Below are 26,313 nucleotides of genomic sequence, written 5' to 3'. Positions count from 1 at the left end.
TATGAGCAGGAATAAAAAATCCCGTAAGTCCAAGTGGCTCGTGAATACAGTGCTAGCTGTCATATGTCTCATTTGGACAATCCCGACGCTCGGTCTGCTCGTTTCCTCTTTCCGGCCTGCAGCAGATATATTATCTACTGGCTGGTGGAATATACTGCCTCATCGAGATTGGAGCACAACAGAGCAAATTCAGCTGCCCAAGGACACCGATCTTCGTGAGCCCATTAAGGTGAATGGAACAACGTTTACCGATGATCAGCTGCGTGCGGGTGTGGAGCTTAACGGTGAACGAATGATTTGGGAAAACCGGAGAGCTAGACTTCTGAATGTACAGGATAAGCAGTGGACGATCATTTCTAATTTTACAACTCAGAACTATGAGACGGTGCTGGGTGGAAAAACGTATTCCATCACGATGCCAGATGGTACGACCAAGACAGAGAAGGGCAGCGGTATGTCGCGTTCCTTCTGGAATACGATTGCGGTTACAGTACCAGCTACCGTAATTCCGATTTTCATCGCATCCTTTGCAGCTTATGCTTTTGCTTGGCTTAAGTTCCCAGGGAGAAAGACATTGTTTGTTATTGTCATCGCTTTGCTTGTCGTGCCTTTGCAGGTAGCGCTCATTCCGATTTTGCGTGATTATACGTCGCTTGGACTGAATGGCACATACTTTGGGATCTGGCTTGCGCATACGGCGTTTGGTTTGCCATTGATCACATATTTCATGTACACATCAATTAGTCAGCTGCCCAAGGATTTGTTCGAATCGGCATTTATGGACGGGGCTACGAACTTTACGATTTTCAGCAGGCTCATCCTGCCGCTATCCGTCCCTGCACTAGCATCGATCAGCATATTCCAATTTTTATGGGTATGGAATGATTATTTGATATCCCTTATATTTCTCGGAAGCCAGCCTGAAGTGCAGGTATTGTCAATGAATATTGCAAACATGGTAGGCTCCAGAGGCAATGACTGGCACTTGCTTACAGCAGCAGCATTTGTTTCGATGCTCATGCCGCTCACCGTATTTTTTGCACTTCAAAAATACTTTGTTCGCGGGATGCTTGGCGGTTCCATCAAAGGGTAACAGCAGCAAAAGAATGGCGCAGCGTCTGGACACGGTGTCCTCTCGCGCGCCATTTGTTTGTATAGAGAGAAGGAGAGATTAGAATGCAGATAAAACCAGCTTGGTGGAAGGAATCAGTTGTTTATCAGGTTTATTGGCGCAGCTTTAAAGATACAAACGGGGATGGCATTGGTGATCTTCGAGGTGTTATTGAAAAGCTGGATTATATTCAATCATTAGGTGTGACAATGGTCTGGATTAATCCATTTAATGAATCCCCAGACAAGGACAATGGTTACGATGTGTCCGACTATTATACAGTAATGAAAAAGGCAGGTACGATGGAGGACTTTGATCAGCTCGTTGTCGAGACGCATGCAAGAGGCATGAAGCTGATGATGGACGTCGTCGTTAATCATACATCGAATCATCATCCTTGGTTCATCGAATCTCGTTCCTCGATCAATAATCCGAAGCGAGATTGGTATATTTGGCAGGATGGTAGAGAGGGTGGGCCGCCTACCAACTGGCGTTCTTATTTTAATCCTTCAAGCTGGGAATTTGATGAGACGACAAAGCAATATTATATGCATTCCTTTGCGATCGAGCAGCCGGATTTAAACTGGGCAAACAAAGAAATGAGAATGGAAATCTACAGCATGCTGCGTTTCTGGCTGGATAAAGGAGTAGACGGGCTGCGGCTCGACGCTCTGGCGTTGCTGGCTAAGCCAAACAGCTTCAGCGATGTAGAAGATCCACATGACATCAGGTATTTAACACATAATCCGGGACTGCATGAATATTTGCAGGAAATGAACCGTGAGGTTTTCCGGCATTACGATATGATGACCGTTGGCGAAATCGCGTTCGCAACACCGGAGACAGGTCCTTTGTTCGTTGAAGAGGAGCGTATGGAGCTGAATACGCTGTTCCATTTTGAAGTTGCGGATGAAATGCCGGAATGGGATATGGTTCGTTACAAGCGCATCCAGAGGCAGTGGGCGGAGGCTTTGGCTGGCCGAGGCTTTGGCTCGCAGTTTTTAAATAACCATGATCATACGCGGCAAGTATCTCGTTATGGGAATGACAAGGAATTCCGCGAGGAATCAGCTAAGCTGCTTGCTACGATGGTCCATACGCTTCCAGGCATTCCATACATTTATCAAGGCGAAGAAATTGGTATGACGGGCGTAAGGTATGAAACGATCGGCGATTATAAAGATATTGCGATGATTAACAGATATGTGGAGGAAGTCGGCAAAGGCAAAGATCCTGCCGCAGTGTTTCGTTCATTGCAGGCGCTTAGCCGGGATAACTCCAGAACGCCAATGCAATGGAATATGGAGCTTAATGCAGGTTTTGGCAGCGCCGAGCCATGGATAAAGGTTAATCCAAATTATGAAGAGATTAATGTAGAGCAAGCGGAAAAAGATCCAAATTCGGTATTAGCTTTTTATCGGAAGCTCATTGCGCTTAGAAAGAGCAATCCAGTCATGGTTTATGGCGACTTTACCGATATAAGTGAAGATGATCCGAATCTATATGTTTATGTTCGAGAGCTGGAGGGAACCGAATGGGTTGTGCTTTTGAATCACGGAGAAGAAGCCCGAACCTTTACGTTTTCGGATTCGTTTTTTGGAGAGGAAGCTTTGAAGCTGAAGCTGGTGCTTGGTACGTATGAGAATACATTAAGCACTTGGGATGACGAAGGGCGAAGCATTGAGCTGAGGCCATTTGAAGCGCGAATCTATGAAGTAATCACCTAACTCAGCGTGAGCGTGCGATTATAAAGAAATGGTGGAGCAGAGAAAAAACTGCCCCACCATTTTTTTTGTTATGCGCTTAACGCATGCTTTCTTGCTTTAATGGCAGCTTGCGGCCTTTCCCGTAAGGGATGCAAAGGGGAGTGCCAAATATGGGATCTGCTGTGATTTGGCATTCCATATCAAACACGGTGCGTATAAGCTGTTCGTTCATAATGGCTTCCGGTTTGCCTTGCGCATGTATTTGGCCGTCTTTCACAGCTACAATATGGTCAGCATAACGGCAAGCTAGGTTAATGTCATGCAGCACCATCACAATCGTACGATTCTCCTGCTCGTTTAAATCAAAAAGCAAATCAAGAATTTCGATCTGATGGGCCATATCCAAATAGGTTGTTGGCTCATCAAGCAAAATAGTCGGCGTGTTCTGAGCTAGCGTCATTGCTATCCAAGCACGTTGGCGTTGACCGCCGGATAGCGAGTCCAGTGAGCGCGAGGACAGCTCGTCCATATGCGTCACTTCAAGCGCTTTTTTGACCATCTTCTCGTCTTCATGCGACCATTGCTGCAGCCAGCTTTGATAAGGATAACGGCCTTGCTTGACGAGCTGATGGACGGTTAAGCCTTCCGGCGCGATTGGACCTTGCGGCAAGATCGCTAGGCGCCTTGCGATTTCCTTGCTCGAGAGTTTGGCAATCTCATGGCCATCAATAAGAATAGAGCCTTCTTGCGGTTTTAAAAGGCGGGCAAGGGAACGGAGAAGCGTTGACTTGCCGCAGCCGTTGCTGCCAATGAATACCGTGATCTTGCCGGGAGGGATCAGCAAATCAAGATTTTTGAAAATCGCTTTTTGTCCGTAGGATAACGTAAGATTTTTCGCTTGAATGGAGGACACGATAATCTCTCCCCTTTGCTTATTATTGTTTAATTATAAACGCGCAGTGCGTTATGATCGGTTGCGATGGCGATACAATAAATAGATAAAGAACGGTGCGCCTATCGCTGCAGTGAAGACACCTGCTGGAATATCTAGCGGAAGGAATGCAGTTCTTGCGATAAGGTCAGAGAGCAGCAATACGAGCGACCCTATTAAAGCGGACACAGGTATTACGCCTCCATAAGACGGGCCTACAAGCTTCCGGGCAATATGAGGCGCCATAAGCCCGATGAAATTAATGGCACCACCTATAGCAACCGCAACACCTGCGAGCGCAACGCTGATGATGAGCAGTATCGTTCTTTTGATTTGGACGGAGCTGCCAACGCTTGTAGCAACCTCATCGCCAAGCTCCTGAACATTAAGATGCCGAGCGTAGATAAGCGCAATTGGAAACAAAACGACAAGCCAAGGAAGCAAAGTCCAAAAGTCTCTGTCCCATGATACGCCGTAGATGCTGCCAGTCATAAAAGTAAAGGCTTTGACGGCTACCGCAGTAGGCGTGAAGGATGACGTAAGGATAAGCATGTAGGTAACCGCAGTTAGTGCGGTAGCCATTCCGATACCGATTAGGACGAGCCTGAGCGGCGTGATTCCTTTTCGGTAAGCAAATAAATAAATGAGAAACGCAGCGGCAAAAGCTCCAATAACAGCACTGATCGGCATGAACCGGATGCTAATATGCGAAAAATACAAAATGAATATAACGGTGCCAAGAGAGGCTCCGCCCGTGATACCGATAATGTCGGGAGATGTTAAAGGATTGCGCACAATACCTTGCAGCAGCGCCCCTGAAACGGCGAGTGCTGAGCCTACCATTACGGCAATCAACACGCGTGGCAGACGAAGTGAAAAGATAATCATCGCATCTGACGAATCACCTTGTCCCACAAAAGTAAGTAAGACATCGATAGGATTAATGGTTTTGCTGCCAAGCCCAACACAAATGACGACTGCTGCTAAATTGGCAATTAGCAACATAACGATCACCATTAACGTTCGGCGGTCAAGTTGAAAGGAGTGTTTGCGGCCCCTGAGTGTGATCCATTTATTCATATTAGGATTGGCCTCCTCTTCTAGCGATAAACACGAAGAAAGGAACACCAATAATCGCTGTCATGATTCCCACGGGAACTTCCTTCGGAAATGAAATATATCTTGATCCGATATCAGCAGCAAGCAGCAATATACCGCCAAACACCGCGCAGTATGGAATAACCCAACGATAGTCAATGCCAACTAAATAACGCATTAGATGAGGAATAATAATGCCAACGAAAGCTATAGGACCAGCCATAGAGACCGAGCCGCCTGCTAGAAGGACAATAATGATTCCAGCTGCTAATTTGATATAGACGGTTTTTTGACCTAATCCAACAGCAACATCTTCTCCAAGCGCCAGCACGTTCATATGTCTTGCAAGCACGATGGCAGCTATCAAGGCAATACCCATATATGGAGCAGCGGCTGTAAAGATGTTCATGTCGCGTCCTGAGACGGAGCCGACAAACCAATAAAGCACCTGATCAAACGTCTGGCCGCTTGTAAGCAATACACCCAGCGTGAGTGAAGAGAAAAAAGCAGTCATAGCAGCGCCGGCAAGCGTAACCTTGAGCGGTGTCAGACCATCGTTGCCAATCGAGCCAAGCGAGTAAACGAGAGTCACTGTAAAGGCTGCTCCTACAAACGCCAGAGTTGCAAAAGTCGTCATGCCGCTAGCTCCGAAAAAGGCAGAGCCGATGACGATGAAGAAAGCGGCTCCGGAATTCACGCCGAATATGCTTGGAGAAGCAAGCTGATTGCGGGTAATTCCCTGCATGAGTGAGCCTGCTACAGCTAGACTCGCTCCGACTGCGGCTGCGATAAACGCGCGCGGTACTCTTGCCGTTTGAATGATGAGCTGCTCCTGAGAGCCATCAAATGCGGTAAATGAAGCTAAAATCGTGCGCCAGCTAATATTCGTTACTCCAAAAGCGATGCTGCAAACGATACCAGCAGCAAAGAGGAGCAAGCCGGCGATCAGCCCTATTATTTTCTGGGCTCGTGTATGTAATAATGTACTCATAATTTCCTCTTTCCTTGGTGTCAATTGTGAAGGGTATTCATGATTTAGGACTACTAAAACATTTTAGGGGATCATGTACATAGTGTCAATGAAGTTGAAAATCATTATCAACAGTTATTGACTTTGTTTTATATGGCTGGTATAGTTTCGTTTGTAATAAAACTGAGAATGATTTTCAACATGAAGGGGAGAAAAAAATGTCTTATGTATTAAAGAAGAAATTTACTTGGACAGCATCCGCCCTATTGCTTGCACTAGCCGTTATTGTTTCGGGATGCGGCCAATCCGGTTCAAAAAATAACGAAGGCAATTCATCGGCAACAGAAGGAACGAACGCGTCGAAAACAGAAGACACGAGAGTAATTACGCATGCAATGGGCGAGACAAAAATAGAAGGTAAACCAACTCGTATCGTCGTATTATCTAACGAAGGAACAGAAGCGTTGCTGGCACTTGGCATTAAACCGGTAGGCGCAGTGAAATCTTGGACAGGCGACCCATGGTATGACCACATAAAAGCGGATATGGAAGGTGTTACCGTTGTAGGTGAAGAGAGTCAGCCTAACATCGAGCTGATTGCAAGCCTAAAACCTGATCTTATTATTGGTAATAAACTGCGCCAAGAGAAAGTTTATGATCAGCTTAAGGCTATTGCACCTACTGTGTTTTCTGAAACGCTTCGTGGTGCTTGGCAGTCTAATTTCATGCTATATGCTGATGCGATCGGCAAGAAAGCTGATGGCGAAAAAATCATTGCCGACTATGACAACCGTGCAGCTGACTTTAAAAGTAAAGCTGGCGACAAGCTCAACCAGAAGGTGTCAGTCGTTCGGTTTATGGCAGGCAAAACGCGCATTTACTTAGAGGATACTTTTACAGGGATTGCATTCTCGAAGCTTGGAATTACACGTCCAGACAATCAAAAATATAAAGATACATTCGTTGAGGAAATTACGAAAGAACGTTTGCCGGAAGTAGATGCTGATATGCTGTTCTACTTCACTTATGAAACAGGTGATGGCAAAGGAACGAAGATGGAAGAAGAGATGTTGAAGGATCCATTGTGGCAAAGTCTTCAAGTTGTAAAAAATAATAAAGCGATTAGAGTGAGCGATGCTATCTGGAATACAGCCGGCGGCGTCATTGCAGCTAATCTAATGCTTGATGAACTTTATAAGATTTATGAAATTAACTAAATAGTCGCTTTTTAAAGCAGCCGGTTCTTATACCGGCTGTTTTTTTCTTATAATAACGGGTAAGTTAATTAGGATATGATCGTTCGAATATGATACCGATAGGTTATTTGGATGGTTTTAAAATACATACTTTTATTGCTTGGGGGGTATTTAAGCTGAATCAGTATGATGAGATAAAACAGGGCGAGAAGGGTGCTTGGGTCAGTATCGGCGCCTATTTGGGGTTATCCGCCATCAAACTCGGAGCAGGCTACTGGTTCGTATCGGGAGCACTCGTTGCAGACGGCTATAACAATCTTACGGATATTGTTGCATCAGTAGCTGTACTGATTGGATTGCGAATTTCACAGAAGCCGCCGGATAAGGATCATCCATACGGACATTTTCGAGCGGAGACCATTGCAGCACTTATCGCTTCGTTCATTATGGCGACGGTGGGCATCCAAGTATTGATCAGTGCAGTAAAATCCTTGTTTGCTGCTAATCATCATATACCTAATCTAATGACAGCATGGATTGCTTTGTTTGCAGCGGCATGTATGGGCGGGGTTTATATTTATAATCGAAGGCTGGCCCTCCGAATTAACAATCAAGCTTTATTAGCGGCGGCTAAGGATAACTTGTCAGATGCACTTGTGAGCATAGGGGCAGCTATCGGTATTATAGGATCACAATTTGGCTTGCCATGGCTTGATCCTGTAGCGGCAATAGCTGTAGGTATTATCATATGTAAAACGGCTTGGGAAATCTTTTATAGCTCCACGCACGCGCTTACGGACGGCTTTGATGAGAATGAGCTGTCCTCTCTACGTTCAACAATTGCCAAAACGAAAGGTGTTAAATCGATTAAGGATATTAAAGCTAGAGTACATGGCAGTCATGTACTAGTCGATGTAATCGTTCAGGTTGATCCCGAGCTTACATTGATCGAAAGCCATCAAATAAGTGACGAAATCGAGCGTCGAATGAGCAGGAAGCATAACATAATGAGCATACATGTTCACGTTGAGCCCGATGAGCTAATCGAGAATACAGGGTCAAACAAGCCGGAAAATCATTAAATCCAATCGGTAATTGTTGCCAAATGAGTTCTAAACCAAAATTTATGGTTCAAATGGCATGAAAGGCTGATTCTGCCAAAAGACCTACTCTTTACACGAAAATCATACAATTTAGTTGCAGTGATGGAGTAAATTTCAAGTCTAACTAGGTACTAAGGCATCCTATTAAATAGGATGTCTTTTTTTTGTGTACATACGACGAATTTATGGTTCTTAAAACCTATTACAAAGAGGGGTTAAATAGGCTTTTTGGTCGATACTTGTCTAATCTAATCGAATTTACAATGAAGCAGAACCGTGAAACTTAAACTGTTTACACACCAAGGAGGCGTAAGGATTGCAACACAGCATGAAAAAAAGGATGGCAACAGCAACGTTAACGGCAGCATTATTGTTTAGTTCACTTTCAGTTCCAGCAGCGCTGGCGGCTCAGACAACACAAGCAGCAGAGGTACAATCGAGCGTAAATATGCGCACATCACCTTCGACATCAGCATCCATTATTCGCAGTTTAAAGAAAGGCGAACAAATTACGGTGATGGATAAGGTTAATTCATATTGGTATAAAGTAGCAGATTCTTCAGGTAAGCAAGGTTACATATCTACCTCATCACAGTATATTGAGCTTCAAGCCTCGGTTCCTGCACAAGACGGCAATGCAGTCGCTCTATCGTCTGTTTCCTTCCGAAAGGCGGCATCGACATCGGGTGAACGCATTCGATATTTGAAGAAAGGCGAGCAGGTAACTATCGTAGCAAAGACAAACAGCTATTGGTATGAAGTGAAGGATGGCAACGGTGTTCGCGGCTATGTAAGCACAGATTCTTCCTACTTGAAAGTTACTGGTACTATTCCTGGTGGGAATACTGGTGGGAACACGGGCGGCAATGGCGGCGGAACAGTTACGAATCCTGATGTATCAAAAGATAAGCAAGTTGAGAAAATCATAGCTGCAGGGATGAAGTATTTAGGCACCCCTTATGAATACAGCTCGGATCGCAACACGACGACAACTTTTGATTGCTCTGATTTCGTGAGACAAGCCTTTCTTGATGGCGTCTCACTGAAGCTCCCGGCTGACTCTCGTCAGCAAGGTCAGTACGTAAAGGATAAAGGTTCGATTACGACCAACTGGAAGCAGTTGAAACGCGGTGATATCGTATTCTTTATGTCCTATAAAGGAACGAAGGCATCAGCCTATAATGGAATTGATAAATCTAAAGCTACGATTACTCATGACGGTATTTATTTGGGAGACGGCAAAGTATTGCATACGTATTCGAAAGAGGGGGGCGGCGTTACCGTCAGCAGTATTGAAGGTACACATTGGGAGTATCGGATTCTGTTCGGTGGAAGCGCGTTGTAACCTCAAAAAAGCCAGTTAGGATTTAATCCTAACTGGCTTTTTTACATCTGTATGAAATTGCTTATGAATCTATTTGAATTTTCGCATTATCGTTATGTTTAATTTGTTCGTTCTGGACTGCTTCAGCTTCTTTGTCTTCGAGCGCTTTCTTCTTGTTACGTCTCTTGCGAAGTAAAAGATAAACAATGAGAATAGGCACGGCTCCTAAAAAAATATACAAGGAAACATCCTTAACCATGCTTTCCGCTGCGCGTCCATAGAAATAAAATAATGATCCAACAATATAGAACTTTAAGCCCCGTCCAATTGCTGCGTAACCGATTAATCTCCAAAGAGGGAAATTTAAGCAACCAGACAATATTGTAAATACTTTGAATGGAATAGGTGTGAAAGAGCCGATAAGAATGGCTGCTTCGCCATTTTTCTGAAACTTATCCGTAGCGGCATCGATCCATTCTTTTTTTAGAAATTTATATAGAACGGATTTGCCCATAATCTTTCCCAAATAATACCCGACAGGAGTACCTAGGAGGCAGGCGATATAGCCCACAGTGGCCAGCCATAATGCTGTAGATGGATTGAGTATGCTCAATGAGACTTGAAGAAAAAAAGCAGGAATGGGAAATATAACTGCATCTAGAAACGAATGAATAAACAATCCGAGTGGACCGAAATCCTTTAAAAAATCGACTACGGCTTGAAACATTACCAGGCTCCCTTTCCATCAACTAACCTGCACATAAAGCCTGCTTTTACGAAATATACCGTGTGTAAATTCCACTTATGCTAACATATGCTGCAGCTTGTTGAAAAAGCGCTTTAGCGCTTGATATTTTAATTATAGCATAATTTTTTCGCTTAAGAAGATGATACTTGTCATGTGTTTCATTTCCGCTTCTCTAGTTCCTCTAGACCAAGTGCTTAAGAACGAATACGTGATAACCTGCTTACAGGTTTCAACGTCTTTTTCAGAATATTCCCCCCAAGTATTTTCAATTCTTATGCATATTGATTACTTAGAGAAATTTATGTTGTTAGAAATAAAAAAACGCTCGTTACGGGAGCCGTAAACGAGCGGAAATGACTACAAAAAATAGAGCGGCAGCAGCTACTCCCGAATTTGACGGCGAGAGACACCGCTTTGCTGTGCAGCCTGTATGACGCGTCGCCGTACTTCCTCAACGACTCTCGAGTTGAAGACGCTAGGAACGATATACATAGGGCTCAGCTCTTCATCACTGATAACGGAGGCAATGGCTTCTGCTGCCGCAAGCTTCATTTCTTCATTAATCGTAGCAGCGCGGCTATCGAGCGCTCCACGGAAAATTCCCGGAAAGCAGAGAACATTGTTAATCTGATTAGGATAATCCGATCTCCCCGTAGCAAAAACAGCAACGATATCCTCAGCTAGTTCAGGGCGTATTTCGGGCTCTGGATTCGCCATTGCGAAAACGATTGGACCTTTTGCCATCGTTGTAATATGCTCTCGCGTCAATATGCCGCCGGCCGAAACGCCTATAAAAACATCAGCGCCGTTTAGCGCTTCAGCTAAACCGCCTGTGATTCGCTCTTCATTCGTATGATTAGCATACCACTGCCACATCGGGTTGTCATAAACACAGTCAGCGGACAATATCCCAGCCCGGTCCACACCTATAATATGTTTTGCTCCCCCGGCGATCAGCATTTTTGTACAAGCGGTTCCTGCTGCCCCGATTCCACAAATAACGATGCGAGCCTCTTGGAGGCTGCGATTTGTCAGCTTCAGCGCATTTAGCAGCCCTGCGTATAATACGACTGCAGTACCATGCTGATCATCATGAAAGACAGGGATATCAAGCTCCTGCTTTAACCTTTGTTCGATTTCAAAGCAGCGAGGGGAGGAAATATCCTCTAAGTTAATGCCGCCAAAGGCAGGAGCAATATTTTTGATCGTAGCAATGATGGTTTCGGTATCCTGCGTGTCAAGGCAGATCGGGAACGCATCGACATCGGCAAATTGCTTGAATAGCATCGCTTTGCCTTCCATGACTGGCATAGCTGCATACGGACCGATATTGCCGAGGCCGAGTACTGCACTTCCGTCGGAAACGACGGCAACCATATTTCTTTTTATGGTAAGCGTATAAGCTTTGGATGGTTCTTCAGCGATCGCTTGGCATACTCTAGCCACATCCGGCGTATAGACACGGGACAAGTCATCGCGGTTTTGGATCGGCGTTTTCGGCTGAATTGAAATTTTTCCTCCAAGATGAAGCAGGAAGGTACGGTCGGATATATGAACGAGCCGAATGCCTTCCAATGATTTCAGCGCTGTCGTAAGCCGTTCTGCTGCGCCATGCTCCGATATTTTCACAGTTAAATCGCGCAAGCTTTTATTTTTGTCTGTATGTATGACGTCTATGGCGATAATATCGCCTTTGGCTTGTTCGATTGCTGTAGCTGCTCGGCCAAACTGCGCAAGATTCGTATCAATTTCCAACCTCAAAATAATCGTTTTTCCGTCTGTCATCTTCGAACTCATTATAAACAGCTCCCTTCATCAGTTATACTATTTGGATAAGGGCATACAATTTATGCTTCATTCTTATTTTAAAAAGAAAACCGTCACTGCATCAGTCGCAGGACGGCGTTCGGACAACTCGTGGGGTCGTATTGTTGATTGCGTTTGGTAAGCAGGCTGTCTCTAAACTGACCTGAAGCGTAGGGCTCATGGATAAGCTTGAACCACTTATCGACAGTATCGTTCGAATCGAGCATTTCACCAAATCCGTTATTGATGAAATATTCGCAGTTCTCTTCTTCTTGTCCAGGAATCGGCTCATAAAACAGCATTGGAATTCCTTTGCTCATTCCTTCTGTGCAGGTCATGCCGCCAGGCTTCGTAATTAGAAGATCGGAGACATCCATCAGCTTGTTCACCTCGCGAGTGAAGCCAAGTATACGAATGTTCGGATGCTGAAAAAGGGGATCGGCAAGCATTTTTTCCTTCATCTTCTCGTTTGAGCCAACGCAGTAAATGAGCTGTGTGCTTTCGCGCCATTTGGTCATATATTCAAGGGCATTGTCCTCGTATAAAATTCCCCATCCGCCGCCCATTATGAGTACGGTCGGCATGTTTTTTAAATCAAATTGCTCTCTAATCTCTTCTTTCTCGTATGTATGCCAGAAGTTGGGGTGAACAGGGATTCCTGTTACTTCAATTCGGTCTGTTGTAACCCCTTTTTCCATGAGCCGCTCTTTCACAAGCTCGCTTGAAACGAGGTATTTATTGACTTCTTGGTTTACCCATGACCCATGTGCATCATAGTCTGTAATAAGCGTATATAACCGTATGTCTAGTCCTAGACGTTTAAGCCGAGCAACGACAGCGTTCGGTACAGGATGGGTGCATACGATTAGTTCTGGCTTCAGCTGGGATATGACCTGTGACGTTTGGGTATAAAACACACGATGAAGCGCAAGCTGTGTAAAGCGGTTAAGCGACTTCTTATAGTTGCTGCGGTACATAAGACCGACCATCTTTGGTTGTTTGCTTACCGTTTTGCGATATGCAGATATAATCCACGGACCAAGCACCGGATTAAGGAAATTTCCTAACTCGATGACGCGGGTCTGAATCCCCGGACTTAATTGCTTGAGTCCGACAGCGAGCGCATAGGCAGCTTGGGTATGACCAGAGCCAAAGCCTTCAGAGAGCAGAAGCACTCTTTTCTTACGCATTCATTCCACCTACTTTTCTAATTCCATATTACGATGCAAGTGCGACTAACACAAGTTTTATCCGCTAGGGTTGCGAATAATGTGGTGGATAAATTATCCTAGAATGAAGATGTACACATTATTATTATATGTAACTAAGTAGTCAACTATATTTACATATATTTTACAAGCAAATATATCATAATAAAGTGAGGATGGTTCGATATGGAACGAAATAACCAGGTTGACGATAGTTTGAAAATAGGGGATAACGTTAGAGCTGAAATCCGCTCCGGTCATTATCTAGGCGAGCTTGTTGAAATTAACGGGCCTCGTGCTCTCGTAAAGGTATTAGCTGTATTAAAGCATCCCGAGCAAGGAGACCTGCATAATCCTTATAATCCAGACGTGCCGATGTTTCATGAGCGTCGTGCACTAAGCTTTACAGAAAAAACAAATGTTTTGCTGCGTGACGTAAAGCGGCATACAGGCATTATTCCAGAGTATAACGATTCTTTAAGAGCTGCTGCAGAAGCCGAAATTGCTTCACTGGATCGACTGCAGCGCTGGGCGGCTAAAGGCTTGGAGCAAATGCAGCAGCTCTTAAAGGAATATAAATAGCTATAAATTATTTATTAATGAAGACGGTTTTTAGAGTATCGCGATAAATCACTTGGAATTGCAATCCTTCTGATAAAGCGGCAAGCGGAACATATAACGTGCTTGCTTTGCCAACGGTATGGATAAAAGCAGGCGGTGCATTTAGTGTTTTAACTGTACCGTTTTCACGGAAAGAGGATTGTCCTACCGTTAAATCCACCGCTCGATCGGCAACTTTTATAGTTGCCGTCTGAGCAGCGGCGTTCCAATTGATGGTAGCGCCTAATGCGTCTACAATGCTCCGAAGCGGTACGAAGGTGCGATTTTGAACAACCATTGGTTTATTTGCGCTAATCATTTCTTTTCCATTAATGACAATAGCAAGAGCAGACTCACTATCCTTTGCTCTTGGCTTAACGACACGATAATCTCCCCAAATGGCCTTCGAAAAGGATTTCCCCATTGCAGCATAACCCGCCCTGCTAGGATGTATGTCCCCTTTTGCAATTGAAGTATAGCTTAGCTCATTATCTATGAAGGAAGATGAGACATTTGCGATTTTAACATTAAATCCTTCTTTCACAAGCCGATCGATTATCTGATTTAAGCGTTCCCGCAGCTGCTTGATGCTATCCTTCAGAAACAACCGGTCAGCCTCAGGGTATAGAGGAAAGATGAGCGACCCTACCTTTAATGGAGGAGGTATTGGCAGATATTGATCTGCGATAATGATTTGGGCATTTGGCTGCTGAGAAAGCAGCAATCTTAGAGCAGGCTCAAGCTCCGTCTCGTAAGTGTCCAAAGCCTTGTCCAGCACAGCTATCGTCTCGGCATGATCGGCACCCTTATTTAGCTTGTCGAGAACAGCATACAAGTCGTTTCCGCCTATTGTCATTACGATTAGATCAGCTTCACTTAAGGCAGAGCGGAGCAGCGATGTTTCAGCAAAAATTCGCTCTGCGCGTGGATCTGGCAGTCCGCTCTGAATATCAGAGCTTTTTACGCTGACACCGCTCACAACGGCATCAATCCATCGATTTAATCCTGATGTTCGGAGCCCTAGAACCCCATAATTGATGTACTCTGCACGAAGTCCATGGAATAGAGCTTGTTCGTATACATGCTCTACGAAGCCATATGGAATGGATTGTTCGGTAAAGCCATATTCGTAGCCGGCAGTTAATGAATCACCAACCGCGACGATGCGGTAAGTGTGATCATCTTTCTTTTTGTCAACTACAGAGGCAGCATGAGCAGTAGGAGCGTTATTCCCGGCAGTGCTTATACTTAGTGGAGAGAAAATACGGGTTGTAAGCACGATAGCGATCAATACTGACGATGCAGCGCGAAACGCCGCTTTCCTAAACTTGCTATACAATAAGTACACACTCCTCTGTTAAAATAAAAGGAAATAAAAACTGCAGGGTATGCTATGATGATACTCCGCAGAGAATCGAAGCTAACGCCTTCCAAAACCATCTTCGATAATTGAATTTGTAGTAAAATAGTGCAAACTATTATGAAAATATTAAATTGATTCCGCTTTGGCCTAATGATAAAATAACAGGATAATCGCTATGACGCGGTAAAGGCCGGGTGTGGTCAATTAAACGTTAACGCTCTATAAGAGACGTTTCCGTTTAGCTTAGGAATGTCAAGGAGCAGGCCGGTGTGCCTCGCTGACTACCATTCTATGATAAAACAAGCCAAAAATGAAGCGTAATGCGTATTCATCGGTGCTTAATTTCAACACGTTCACGCTTACCCAAAAATCTTCTCATAGAAAGGTTGCTCACAATGAAAGAACATATTTTGGGATTGCCGCCGAAGCAGGGGCTCTATGATCCGCAGTTTGAGAAAGACGCATGCGGCATGGGCTTTGTGGCCAACATCAAGGGAATCAAGTCACACAAGGTCATTCGCCAAGCGCTGATGCTGCTCGAGAATATGGAGCATCGCGGCGGTCAAGGCAGCGAACCGAATACGGGAGATGGAGCAGGTATTTTACTTCAAATTCCTCATACATTTTTTGCGGCTGAATTAAAGAAGCAAGAAATTGTACTTCCCGCCGAAGGACACTATGCCGTAGGTATGATTTTTATGCCGCAGGATGAAGAAGCTCGCCGTGCAATTGAGCGTGAAGTGGAAACGATCGTTCAAGAGGAGAACCAATCGGTTATCGGTTGGCGTACGGTTCCAACGGATGATAAGAAACTGGGTGAATCCGCATTAGCTGTTAAGCCTTATGTTCGTCAATTGTTTATCGGCATGAACGACAGCCTGAAGGACAATATGGCATTTGAACGCAAATTATATGTTATTCGTAAGCGCGCTGAGCTTGCGATTCGTTATGCCGGCAAAGAAGGCGGCAATATGTTTTACTTCTCTAGCCTATCCTCCAGAAAAATCGTATATAAAGGAATGCTTACGACAGAGCAGGTGCGTTCGTTCTATACCGAGCTGAACGATGAATCCGTTGTTTCGGCAATGGCGCTTGTACATTCCCGTTTTAGTACGAATACATTCCCAAGCTGGGAACGCGCTCATCCTTTCCATTATATGATTCATAACGGAGAAATTAATACCCTTCGCGGCAATGTGAACTGGATGCATGCCCGTCAAACCTTGTTTGCCTCTGAATTGTTCGGTGATGATATCGAGAAAATCAAACCTGTTATTAACCCAGATGGATCGGATACAGCAATGTTCGACAACACGCTGGAGTTCCTATTCTTGTCCGGCCGTTCGATGGCACATGCCGCGATGATGATGGTGCCAGAGCCTTGGTCCAATCATGAGAGCATGAGCGACGAGCGCAAAGCATTTTATGAATACCACAGCACATTGATGGAGCCATGGGATGGTCCAGCTGCGCTTGGTTTTACTGACGGCGTAAAAATCGGTGCGGTGCTTGACCGTAATGGTCTTCGTCCAGCTCGTTATTACGTAACGAAGGACGATCATATTATTCTCGGCTCCGAGGCTGGAACTGTTGAGATTCCGCCAGAGGATATTTTGTACAAAGACCGCTTGCGTCCAGGACGCATGCTGCTTGTAGATACAGAGCAAGGCCGCATCATTTCTGATGAAGAAGTGAAAGCAGAAATCGAGACCGAGCATCCATATCGCGAATGGCTGAATGAGCATCTTGTTGATTTGGAAGATTTGCCGGAAGCTCCTGAGCTGCCAGAACCAAACCATGCTACTGTTCAAATGAGACAGCAAGCGTTCGGATATACTTTTGAGGACATTCGCAAAGTGCTTGAGCCGATGGCTGGCAGCGGCATGGAGCCTATCGCTTCGATGGGTTATGATGCACCGCTGGCGGTGTTGTCAGAGCGTCCGCAGCGTCTGTACAATTACTTCAAGCAGTTGTTTGCACAAGTTACGAATCCGCCTATTGATGCGATTCGTGAGGAGATTATTACTGCGACAGGTACAACGATTGGTCCAGAACGCAATCTGCTTAATCCAGAGCCAGAGAGCTGCCGACACATCAAATTGGATACGCCTATTTTGTCTAATGAGCAATTCGCCAAGCTGCGCCATGTGCGCCGTCCTGGCTTCCGTTCCATTACACTCCCGATCTTCTTCCCTGCAAATGAAGGTGAGACGGGCTTGCGCGCTGCGCTTACACAAATGTGTGAAGCGGCTGATCGTGTTATTGCGAAGGGACATAATCTGCTTATTCTTTCCGATCGCGGCGTCGACAAGGAAAATGCAGCAATTCCAGCTTTGCTGGCAGTAGCGGCACTGCATCATCATCTTATTCGCCAAGGTACACGGACGAAGGTTGCTATTTTGCTGGAATCCGGCGAACCTCGTGAAGTGCATCACTATGCATTGCTGCTTGGTTACGGCGTAAGCGCAGTTAACCCTTATCTTGCATTTGAATCGCTTGACGACATGATTAAGCAAGGTTTGCTTCGCGGCGTATCGCATGATAAAGCAGTGAAAAACTATATTAAAGCAGCCACTAAAGGCGTTATTAAAATATTGTCCAAAATGGGTATCTCGACCATTCAATCCTACCGTGGTGCTCAAATTTTTGAAGCGCTCGGCTTGAAAGAAGATGTGATTAACGAGTACTTCACATGGACACCGTCCCGCATCGGCGGCATCGGTCTAGATGTTATTGCCGAAGAGACGTTGAAGCACCATAACCGCGCATTCGCTGAGCAAGAAGGCGGAGAGAAAGAGCTTGACTCTGGCGGTGATTACCAGTGGCGTAAAGATGGCGAAGACCATTTGTTCACGCCGCAAACGATTCATACGCTGCAAATGGCTTCTCGTGCAAATGACTACAAGCTATACAAAAAGTTCTCTGCGCTTGTACAGGGCGAGGACAAAAAACATCTTACGCTTCGTTCTTTGCTCAAGTTTAAGGAAGGCCGTCAAGCCGTTCCGCTTGAGGAAGTTGAATCACTTGAATCCATCGTAAAACGCTTCAAAACAGGTGCGATGTCATTTGGTTCAATCAGTAAAGAAGCTCATGAGAGTCTGGCTATTGCGATGAACCGCCTAGGCGGCAAATCGAATACGGGCGAAGGCGGAGAAGATCCAGCACGCTTTATACCAGATGCGAATGGCGACTCCAGACGCAGCGCGATTAAACAAGTAGCATCGGGACGTTTTGGCGTAACGAGCAACTACTTGGTTAATGCAGATGAGATTCAAATTAAAATGGCTCAAGGCGCTAAGCCTGGTGAAGGCGGTCAATTGCCTGGCCTTAAAGTATATCCTTGGGTAGCTGAGGTTCGTGGTTCCACGCCTGGCGTAGGACTGATCTCGCCGCCGCCGCATCACGATATTTATTCTATTGAGGATTTGGCAGAGCTTGTTCATGATTTGAAAAATGCTAATCCACGCGCAAGAATCAATGTAAAGCTGGTATCTGGTGTCGGCGTTGGTACGATTGCGACTGGCGTTGCGAAAGGCCGCGCAGATGTTATTATGGTCAGCGGTTATGATGGCGGAACTGGAGCTTCTCCAATGGGCTCGATTCGTCACGCAGGTTTGCCGTGGGAGCTTGGTCTTGCAGAAACACATCAAACGCTAATGCTAAATAAATTGCGTGACCGTGTCGTTCTTGAAACAGATGGCAAAATGATGAATGGCCGTGACGTTGCGATTGCTGTACTGCTTGGAGCAGAAGAATATGGCTTCTCGACGGCTCCGCTTATCGTGCTAGGCTGCATCATGATGCGCGTATGCCAATTGGATACTTGTCCAGTAGGCGTTGCAACACAAAATCCTGAGCTTCGCAAAAAATTTATGGGCGATCCTAGCCATGTTGTTAACTACCTGCGCTTCATTGCTGAAGAGCTGCGTGAGATTATGGCAGAGCTCGGTTTCCGTACCATTCAAGAAATGGTTGGACGCGTCGATATTTTGGAAACGAAGCAGCTGCTTGAGCATTACAAAGCAAAAGGTATTGATCTCTCTGGCTTGCTGTACGAAGCTGATCTACCACAGGATGCAGTTCGCTACAATGTTCAAGAGCAAAACCATGGTCTTGAATTGTCGCTTGATATGCAGCAACTCGTTCCACTTGCAAAGGCTGCGATAGAGAATGGCGAGCGCGTGCGCGGAACATTCCCAATTTTGAACACGAACCGTGTTGTTGGTACGATTCTTGGCAGCGAAGTTACGCGTAAATACGGTGCAGCAGGTTTGCCGGAAGATACGATTTCGTACCATTTTGTCGGAACGGCTGGCCAAAGTTTTGGTGCATTCGTGCCAAAAGGAATCACGTTGTCAATCGAAGGCGATTCGAATGACTATGTAGGAAAAGGGCTATCCGGCGGTAAAATCATTGTAGCACCGTCACCAAAGGCAACTTTTGTGGCTGAGGACAATGTTATTATCGGTAACACAGCGCTGTATGGTGCTACTAGCGGTCAAGCCTATATCCGCGGAGCAGCTGGCGAACGCTTCGCTGTTCGGAACAGTGGCGCAAATGTAGTTGTAGAAGGTGTCGGCGATCATGGCTGTGAGTATATGACAGGCGGGCGCGTCGTTATTCTTGGTCTCACAGGTCGTAACTTTGCGGCAGGCATGTCTGGCGGAGTCGCTTATATCTACGATGAGAAAGGCGATTTCTACAATCATTGCAATCTGGAGATGGTATTGCTGGAGCGCCTAGAGGACTCTGTAGATGTTGCTGAACTTCGTGGTTTGATTGAATCACATGTTAAGTATACAGAGAGTGCGATTGGTACCCGTCTATTGAATGATTGGGAAGCATCGCTTTCGAAATTCGTTAAAGTTATTCCTAAGGACTACAAGCGTATGCTTGAACAGATCCGCAAGGTTGAAGATACAGGCTTAGTGGGCGAAGCGGCACTTCTTGCAGCGTTCGAAGCGAACAAGAAAGAGCTTGCACGCGCAGGCGGCAAGTAATTCAGACTTATTTTATAAATCGTATATACGAGTCAAGGGACTGTCCCTGAAGTAGCTTCATTACTTCAGACGACAGTCCCTTTTGTTTTTCGACAAAATGCCACCAAATTAGAAGAAAGCCGCGCCCATTAACCGACATATTCCATCCGCGGACTCGGGTATAATGATGTTAATATATCTATCATTATTAGTAATTTATATGTAGTTGGTCAGAGGTTAAGAGATAAAGTAGAGATGGATAGCGGAGAGGGAGCTTGGGACGCAGCCGTCACTGTACTTGAAATAGATTTCTTGCTAGAGGAATAGGCATTAATAGAAATGGAGTCCAGTATTTGAGCTGTAACAAGGATTGTTATTGCTATTAGGTATGATGGAGGTATTAAGCATGGCGATGAATTCAAATGATGCCTCGCGCAACCACATTAGGCTACGCTTCACAGAGGGCGTTAAGGCAGAGCTGCGGCTAATTAGTAAAGATGGACAATTGTTGACGCCATCTACGACTACAGTACTTCTACTTAATTTAAGCCAAAATGGTTTATGCTTCTTATCCGGCTTGCAATTACCGATTCAATCCAATTATCTTGTTGAATTTCGAATGACGATTTCGAATGTACAGATTATGATTCGCGGTCGGATCGTTTGGAATTTGAAACAAGATAATCAATTCGCTCATGGCGTGTTATTTGAATGCTCGAATACACTTCGCTCTCTTATTATTGGTGTCATGAATCAAGAAATATTAGAAAGTCAGCCACAGCAGAAAAAAATTCATTATTTATACAGCAGATTATTGAATACAAAACGGCTGTATTACAGTAGTTAACGATCTGATAGGAAGTAGAATTCAATAACAACTTAGAAGGGGGACATGCTTTGAAAATTATTTTGTTATCAGGCGGATCTGGAAAGAGATTATGGCCTTTGTCGAATAGTAGTCGAGCAAAACAATATTTAACTGTACTGGAGAGTCCAAACGGCGGCATGGAATCAATGCTGCAGCGTATATGGCGCCAGTTGGAAGAGTCGGATTTGCAGGAGCATACTCGCATTTCGACTTGCCGTGAGCAGGTGGAGATTTTACAAAGACAGGTTGGTGTAAAAGCACCGCTTATCATTGAGCCTGAGCAGCGTGACACGTTTCCAGCGATAGCGTTATCCGCTGCTTATTTGTATTCAATCGCGGGCGTATCTTTAAATGAAACGGTCATTGTCATACCAGTTGATGCTTATGTAAGCTGTGATTTTTTCTCATGTATAAGAGGACTTCCAAAGTTGATCAGAGAAAGCAAATCTGAGCTGCTTATGGTTGGGACTAAGCCAAGTTATCCGTCAGAGCAATATGGATATATCGTTCCAGAATCCAATCGGCACAGCAATGATGATGATAGCTATGAACGTAGAGTACATTCATTCAAAGAGAAACCGTATGAGGCTGAAGCTAATCAATTAATAAAAGGCGGAGCGTTATGGAATAGCGGTATTTACGCTTTCAAGCTTGATTATATGATTACTTTGCTCATGAATCGCAGGCTGCCTATCCATTATGACGAATTATATAAACAATATACGAAAATTCCTAAATCAAGTTTCGAAATTGAAGTATCACAAAAAGAAACCTCTCGTTCAGTTATCTGTTACGACGGTGAGTGGAAAGATCTTGGCACATGGAAAACGTTATCCGAGGAGCTGGCCTTTGAACGACTAGGCATGGGCGAAATATCGGATGACAGCGAGCAATCCCAGCTCATTAATGAGCTGGACATTCCTATCTCCATTATTGGGCTTACGAATGTGATTGTTGCGGCAAGTCCCGACGGCATTTTGGTTACTAGCAAAAATGCGAGTAATGAGCTCGATGCGAAGCTTAAGCTCATGAATGAGCGTCCAAAGTATGAGGAGCGCAGGTGGGGGCATTCCAAGATTGTTGATTCCGTTGTCTTGTCATCAGGAACTCATTGTGTTACTAAGCGGGTTTTTGTTGCAGCTGGCCAAAATATAAGCTATCAAATGCATTTTAAGCGAAGAGAAGCGTGGACCATTATCTCCGGAGAGGGAGTGCTAATTCTGGATGATCTGTACCGTCATGTTGAACCAGGCGATACCGTATCGATTCCGGAGAGAACGAGGCACAGCCTGCGGGCAATTACGGACGTTGAGCTAATTGAGGTTCAAACAGGCAAACAGATTAATGAGGATGACATTATAAGGCTTGGAACGACATGGGATGAAATCACTAGTCAATTAAATAGTGTATAATATGCTGTTAAAGCATGTTTGGGATGGATTGCAATCGACGTTATGATAGAACTTCTGCCATTTAACGCTTAATGCCGTTTTTAATGTTGAGGTTGATACAATCATTACGAAAGAGAGAGGGAGCGATCTATCGAATGATATGTTCAAAGGACCGTTTTTATTGTGTTAGTTGCGGGGAGATGCTTTTAAGTCCTGAAGCAGATATTTTGTTTCGAACAGGATTTTTCCGAGTGGTACATCCAATGGGTTATTGCTTAACATGCAGCGTGGAGCAGGATAGGCTGGATGCTATAGTAGGATCGCCGGGTAAGACCAGTAACTATGACTATAAAATGTTCCTTCGTGCAGATGCGAAAGTTGCCGAACATGTTATACAGCCCTATCGCACAAATGATAATGAGAGCCTCTGCCCTACAGTTTAACTGTAGAGTGGAGGTGTATTTTTTTGTAAACTACCAATTGTTTCCTTAATCGTTTATAATGAATAGGATTTGGATTTTTGAAGGAGGAGCACAAATATGGATCAGCCTATTGTTAAATTAAAAAATGTAACCAAAAAAATCGGCGGCAGAACGATTATTGATCGCTTAACGCTTGATATCCCGCTTGGGGAAGTATTTGGTTTCCTTGGTCCCAACGGCTCGGGTAAAACCACTACAATTCGAATGATGGTTGGCTTAATGTCGCTCACAGATGGTGAAATCACTATTGGAGGACATAGCATTACGAAGGAATACGAAAAAGCAATTCGCCATGTTGGAGCGATTGTTGAGAATCCTGAAATGTACAAATACTTGAGCGGCTATGATAATTTAATTCATTATGCACGAATGATTCCAGGCATCACAGAGCATCGTGTTCATGAGGTTGTTAAGCTTGTTGGTCTTGAAGGACGAATTCGGGATAAGGTGAAAACCTATTCGCTCGGCATGCGGCAGCGGCTTGGCGTAGCACAGGCTATTTTGCATAAGCCTCAGCTGCTTATTTTGGATGAACCTACGAATGGCTTGGATCCGGCAGGGATAAGAGAGCTTCGTGATTATTTGCGCATGCTTTCCAAAGAAGAAGGTATTGCTGTATTTGTTTCGAGCCACTTATTATCTGAAATGGAGCTTATGTGTGATCGTGTTGCGATCATTCAAAATGGCAAGCTCATAGACGTGCGAACCATTAAGGGTGAGCATGCAGCTAAAGTACATAACCGTGTTGTTATTGAAGTGGACAGTCAGCAGGCAGCGATGGATGTGCTGTTCACATCTGGCTTTACTGCTGTGCTTGAAGGCAAAGATGCCATAGCGGTTGAAACAGATAAGGAAAACACAGCTGCCATTAATGCATCTCTCGTTCATGCTGGAATCAAGGTTTATGGCATTCGCGTACAGGTTAAGACACTTGAAGACCAATTTTTAGAAGTGACAGGAGGGGAACGAATTGGGTAATTTTTTGCCGCTTATTCAAAATGAGAATATGAAAATTTACCGTCGTCCTCGCACATGGGTGATGACCGGTATATTGGTTTTGTTAGTTCTGGCTATTTCTATTTTATGGGTAATATTCGGCGGAAGAGATGCTTCGATGTGGGATGTTGCTTTTATGGAATCCTCCATTTTGTTTCTGCTCGTTACGATCTTTACCGTAGTAATCGCTGCTGGCGGCGTTGCTGAGGAGTTTACGAGTGGCACCATCAAGCTTCTGCTTATCAGACCATGGTCACGCTCGAAAATATTGTTGTCTAAATATATTTCGATCATGATATTCGCTCTTTTGCTTGCTATTGTACTGTTTGCTACGACGATTTTCGTGAACTGGATTTGCTTCGGCATTAATGCGTCGCCGGATATAAAGCCAACCTTCGTTGGAGATGAAGGAACGAATCCATTTTCGTATATGCTTAAGTATTATGGCTTAACGTTAATTTCGCTTGTTGTTACCGTAACGCTTGCGTTCATGCTCTCTACTGTATTCCGCAGCAGCGGTTTAGCAATTGGTATGGCATTGTTTCTTCTTCTAGGCGTGAACAGCTTTATTGGTTTAATTGCGATGCTCGATTACAATTGGATCGATTATCTATTGTTTATTCATTTGAATCTAACGCAATACTTGGATGGAAATCCGATGAGAGAGGGCATGACCTTAGGCTTTTCGCTTGTGGTGCTCGGTGTTTATTATGCACTTTTCATCGCTATTACATGGTATACCTTTAAGAAACGCGATGTTGCAGCTTAGACTTTAGATGAATGAAAAAAGCCGTTTCTATACATGCTGCTTCTTCGGAAGACATGCACGTGTAGAACGGCTTTTTTGCTGTATTATCCTGCTTGGCGAGATTTCTCTTTGGATTCTTTAATTACTGCTTCTTTACCGATGATGTGTGGTGGATCGGATTCTGCTGGCACACGATTTTTGCTGTCAGCTGCTTGCTCCATGTAGCAGTTGCCATTCAACTTGCCGCCATCTTGAATGATCAGTGTTTGGGTTGTAATTGCCCCCGTTAACGTGCCGGAGGAAGTAATGATCAGCCTCCCCTTGGTGACAATATCTCCGAAAACCTTTCCTGCAATGGTAATATCACGCGCCGTAATATTCGAGCGAGCAAGACCACATTCTCCAATGATGACGTCAGCTTTGCATTCGATATCGCCTCGGTGCTCCCCTTCAATGCGAAGACTTGCTTCACAAATTAGCCGGCCCTCGCTTATCGTGCCTTGGCCAATTAATGTATCAGTGGCTGCCAGCCGCTTATGGTCCTTGAACATAAACATTAATCCTCCTTTATTAATGATAAAAATGGTAAAGGGTTAACAGGCTCGTTTTTCTGCATAATTTGAAAATGCAAATGCGGGCCAGTGCTTCTGCCGCTCGATCCGAGCAAACCAATCTTTTCGCCTCGGACGACGATGTCGCCTTCTTTCGCTTCGATTTCCTTTAAGTGCATATAGGCGCTTTGCAGGCCTCCGAGATGATCAATGATAATATACTTGCCCAGTGAGTTATTGAAGCCAGTGTCCGATACAGTGCCGTCTGCTGCGCTAAATATGGGATCTCCTAGCTTGCCAGTGATGTCTAGTCCAGCGTGGAAAGCCGTTCGTCCAGTAAAAGGATCTCTTCGATAACCAAATCCAGAGGTCAGCATTTTGGAGCGTGTCGGCCATCCGGAAGGATAAGCATCGACGGAGACTCGCGTCGCTTGAGCGAGCTGCAGCGTCAACGTTAATGAATCCTCCATCGTCTCGACCATCCGCTGCAAATCGGCGAGATGAAGTCCTGTTTCTTGTGCGAGCAAAACAAACTGTTTGCTTTGCTTCGAATCGTTAAAGCTCCGATTTCCTGATGAGGGAGTATCGGATAGAATTTTTACAGTTGTCTCACTTTTGTCTATCGGCGTCAGATAGGTAGAGGTTTCAAGTTTACTGCCATAGTTTGCGATAAATTGCTTCAGCTTTAATTCGAGCTCCTGCAGATCATCGATTTTCTCTTTCATTTCATTTGCTTGCTCTGACAATACGATTATCTCTTGCTGCAGCGAGACAATAGCTTCGTTTTTATCGGAAACGGTTTGGGCAAATAGTTCGTCTTGTTGTGACATCTGTTCTTCCAGTTGGTTCATTTCATAGGCCGACTTTATTTGAAGCCCAGCAATACAGCCCGTAACCGCTATTACTACCGCCGTTGGAGCGGCAAAGACCGATCGCTTTGAAACGTGAAACTGTTTAACGGTTTTGTCAGCGCCGCGCAGCACGACAAAAGACCATTTTGGCTTCTGGACTCGTTTCAATAGACTTCTCCTTCCTACTTAAGTTTGGCTATAAACGATCAGAACGTTCTATTGCTATTTATTCTTAAACGCAGTAAAACATGCCATAAAACTTGCGTGAAACATACAAGAAACT

At 44.7% G+C, this 26,313-nt stretch carries 20 protein-coding genes; 11 read left to right on the top strand and 9 right to left on the bottom strand.

Annotated features, from left to right (window positions below; all coding sequences use genetic code 11):
- Window position 1: 1 nt before the first annotated feature.
- Window positions 2-1,093 carry a carbohydrate ABC transporter permease gene (locus BK120_RS18205; RefSeq protein ID WP_076268932.1) on the top strand — a complete coding sequence of 364 codons (1,092 nt, stop codon included), beginning with the start codon at window positions 2-4 and terminating at the stop codon, window positions 1,091-1,093.
- An 89-nt stretch (window positions 1,094-1,182) separates the two neighbouring features.
- Entirely contained in the window at window positions 1,183-2,838 is a 1,656-nt protein-coding gene (locus BK120_RS18200; RefSeq protein ID WP_076269126.1) for a glycoside hydrolase family 13 protein, read from the top strand.
- Between the two features lie 76 nt (window positions 2,839-2,914).
- Here BK120_RS18200 and BK120_RS18195 read toward each other — a convergent pair whose 3' ends face one another.
- The 3 genes from BK120_RS18195 to BK120_RS18185 are packed head-to-tail and all read right to left on the bottom strand — an operon-like array spanning window position 2,915 to window position 5,837.
- Window positions 2,915-3,730: an ABC transporter ATP-binding protein gene (locus tag BK120_RS18195; protein ID WP_076268931.1), complete on the bottom strand. Its 816-nt coding sequence runs from the start codon at window positions 3,728-3,730 to the stop codon at window positions 2,915-2,917.
- Window positions 3,731-3,781: 51 nt separating this feature from the next.
- Window positions 3,782-4,828, bottom strand: coding sequence for a FecCD family ABC transporter permease (locus BK120_RS18190; RefSeq protein ID WP_076268930.1), 1,047 nt, complete (start codon window positions 4,826-4,828; stop codon window positions 3,782-3,784).
- A 1-nt stretch (window position 4,829) separates the two neighbouring features.
- The gene (locus tag BK120_RS18185; RefSeq protein ID WP_076268929.1) at window positions 4,830-5,837 is read right to left on the bottom strand and encodes a FecCD family ABC transporter permease; all 1,008 of its coding nucleotides are present in this window, start codon (window positions 5,835-5,837) and stop codon (window positions 4,830-4,832) included.
- 197 nt (window positions 5,838-6,034) lie between these two features.
- Here BK120_RS18185 and BK120_RS18180 point away from each other — a divergent pair, with 197 nt between their 5' ends.
- From BK120_RS18180 to BK120_RS18170, 3 genes are all read left to right on the top strand, one after another.
- On the top strand, window positions 6,035-7,033 hold the full coding sequence (locus BK120_RS18180) for an ABC transporter substrate-binding protein (RefSeq protein WP_076268928.1): 999 nt from the start codon (window positions 6,035-6,037) through the stop codon (window positions 7,031-7,033).
- Window positions 7,034-7,188: 155 nt separating this feature from the next.
- On the top strand, window positions 7,189-8,094 hold the full coding sequence (locus BK120_RS18175) for a cation diffusion facilitator family transporter (protein WP_076269125.1): 906 nt from the start codon (window positions 7,189-7,191) through the stop codon (window positions 8,092-8,094).
- Between the two features lie 337 nt (window positions 8,095-8,431).
- Window positions 8,432-9,460: a C40 family peptidase gene (locus tag BK120_RS18170; protein ID WP_256710941.1), complete on the top strand. Its 1,029-nt coding sequence runs from the start codon at window positions 8,432-8,434 to the stop codon at window positions 9,458-9,460.
- A 61-nt stretch (window positions 9,461-9,521) separates the two neighbouring features.
- Here BK120_RS18170 and BK120_RS18165 read toward each other — a convergent pair whose 3' ends face one another.
- From BK120_RS18165 to BK120_RS18155, 3 genes are all read right to left on the bottom strand, one after another.
- On the bottom strand, window positions 9,522-10,166 hold the full coding sequence (locus tag BK120_RS18165; protein ID WP_076268927.1) for a YqaA family protein: 645 nt from the start codon (window positions 10,164-10,166) through the stop codon (window positions 9,522-9,524).
- Window positions 10,167-10,568: 402 nt separating this feature from the next.
- On the bottom strand, window positions 10,569-11,984 hold the full coding sequence (locus BK120_RS18160) for an NAD-dependent malic enzyme (protein WP_076268926.1): 1,416 nt from the start codon (window positions 11,982-11,984) through the stop codon (window positions 10,569-10,571).
- 83 nt (window positions 11,985-12,067) lie between these two features.
- Window positions 12,068-13,183, bottom strand: a complete 1,116-nt coding sequence (locus tag BK120_RS18155; RefSeq protein WP_076268925.1) for an MGDG synthase family glycosyltransferase — start codon at window positions 13,181-13,183, stop codon at window positions 12,068-12,070.
- A gap of 204 nt (window positions 13,184-13,387) precedes the next feature.
- Here BK120_RS18155 and kapB point away from each other — a divergent pair, with 204 nt between their 5' ends.
- Window positions 13,388-13,783, top strand: a complete 396-nt coding sequence (kapB, locus tag BK120_RS18150) for a kinase-associated lipoprotein KapB (protein WP_076268924.1) — start codon at window positions 13,388-13,390, stop codon at window positions 13,781-13,783.
- 7 nt (window positions 13,784-13,790) lie between these two features.
- On the opposite strand, the gene BK120_RS18145 is transcribed toward kapB, so the two are convergent.
- Window positions 13,791-15,140, bottom strand: a complete 1,350-nt coding sequence (locus BK120_RS18145; RefSeq protein WP_076268923.1) for an SGNH/GDSL hydrolase family protein — start codon at window positions 15,138-15,140, stop codon at window positions 13,791-13,793.
- A gap of 419 nt (window positions 15,141-15,559) precedes the next feature.
- Between BK120_RS18145 and gltB the strand changes: the two genes are divergently transcribed.
- From gltB to BK120_RS18120, 5 genes are all read left to right on the top strand, one after another.
- Entirely contained in the window at window positions 15,560-20,164 is a 4,605-nt protein-coding gene (gltB, locus tag BK120_RS18140) for a glutamate synthase large subunit (protein ID WP_076268922.1), read from the top strand.
- Window positions 20,165-20,549: 385 nt separating this feature from the next.
- Window positions 20,550-20,990, top strand: coding sequence for a PilZ domain-containing protein (locus BK120_RS18135; RefSeq protein WP_076268921.1), 441 nt, complete (start codon window positions 20,550-20,552; stop codon window positions 20,988-20,990).
- A 50-nt stretch (window positions 20,991-21,040) separates the two neighbouring features.
- Window positions 21,041-22,423 (top strand): sugar phosphate nucleotidyltransferase, encoded by a 1,383-nt coding sequence (locus tag BK120_RS18130; RefSeq protein ID WP_076268920.1) that lies wholly within the window; start codon window positions 21,041-21,043, stop codon window positions 22,421-22,423.
- A gap of 518 nt (window positions 22,424-22,941) precedes the next feature.
- Window positions 22,942-23,862: an ABC transporter ATP-binding protein gene (locus BK120_RS18125; protein ID WP_076268919.1), complete on the top strand. Its 921-nt coding sequence runs from the start codon at window positions 22,942-22,944 to the stop codon at window positions 23,860-23,862.
- Window positions 23,855-24,649 (top strand): ABC transporter permease, encoded by a 795-nt coding sequence (locus tag BK120_RS18120; RefSeq protein ID WP_076268918.1) that lies wholly within the window; start codon window positions 23,855-23,857, stop codon window positions 24,647-24,649. The genes BK120_RS18125 and BK120_RS18120 overlap by 8 nt, the downstream gene beginning before the upstream one ends.
- Before the next feature lie 83 nt (window positions 24,650-24,732).
- Here the strand turns inward: BK120_RS18120 and BK120_RS18115 are convergent, their stop codons facing one another.
- Window positions 24,733-25,179 (bottom strand): bactofilin family protein, encoded by a 447-nt coding sequence (locus tag BK120_RS18115; protein WP_076269123.1) that lies wholly within the window; start codon window positions 25,177-25,179, stop codon window positions 24,733-24,735.
- Between the two features lie 5 nt (window positions 25,180-25,184).
- Entirely contained in the window at window positions 25,185-26,198 is a 1,014-nt protein-coding gene (locus BK120_RS18110) for a peptidoglycan DD-metalloendopeptidase family protein (protein ID WP_076268917.1), read from the bottom strand.
- Between the last annotated feature and the right edge of the window lie 115 nt (window positions 26,199-26,313).

The sequence above is a fragment of the Paenibacillus sp. FSL A5-0031 genome (genome assembly GCF_001956295.1).
Taxonomy (GTDB): Bacteria; Bacillota; Bacilli; order Paenibacillales; family Paenibacillaceae; genus Pristimantibacillus.
This window is presented reverse-complemented; position numbering and strand designations above follow the sequence as displayed.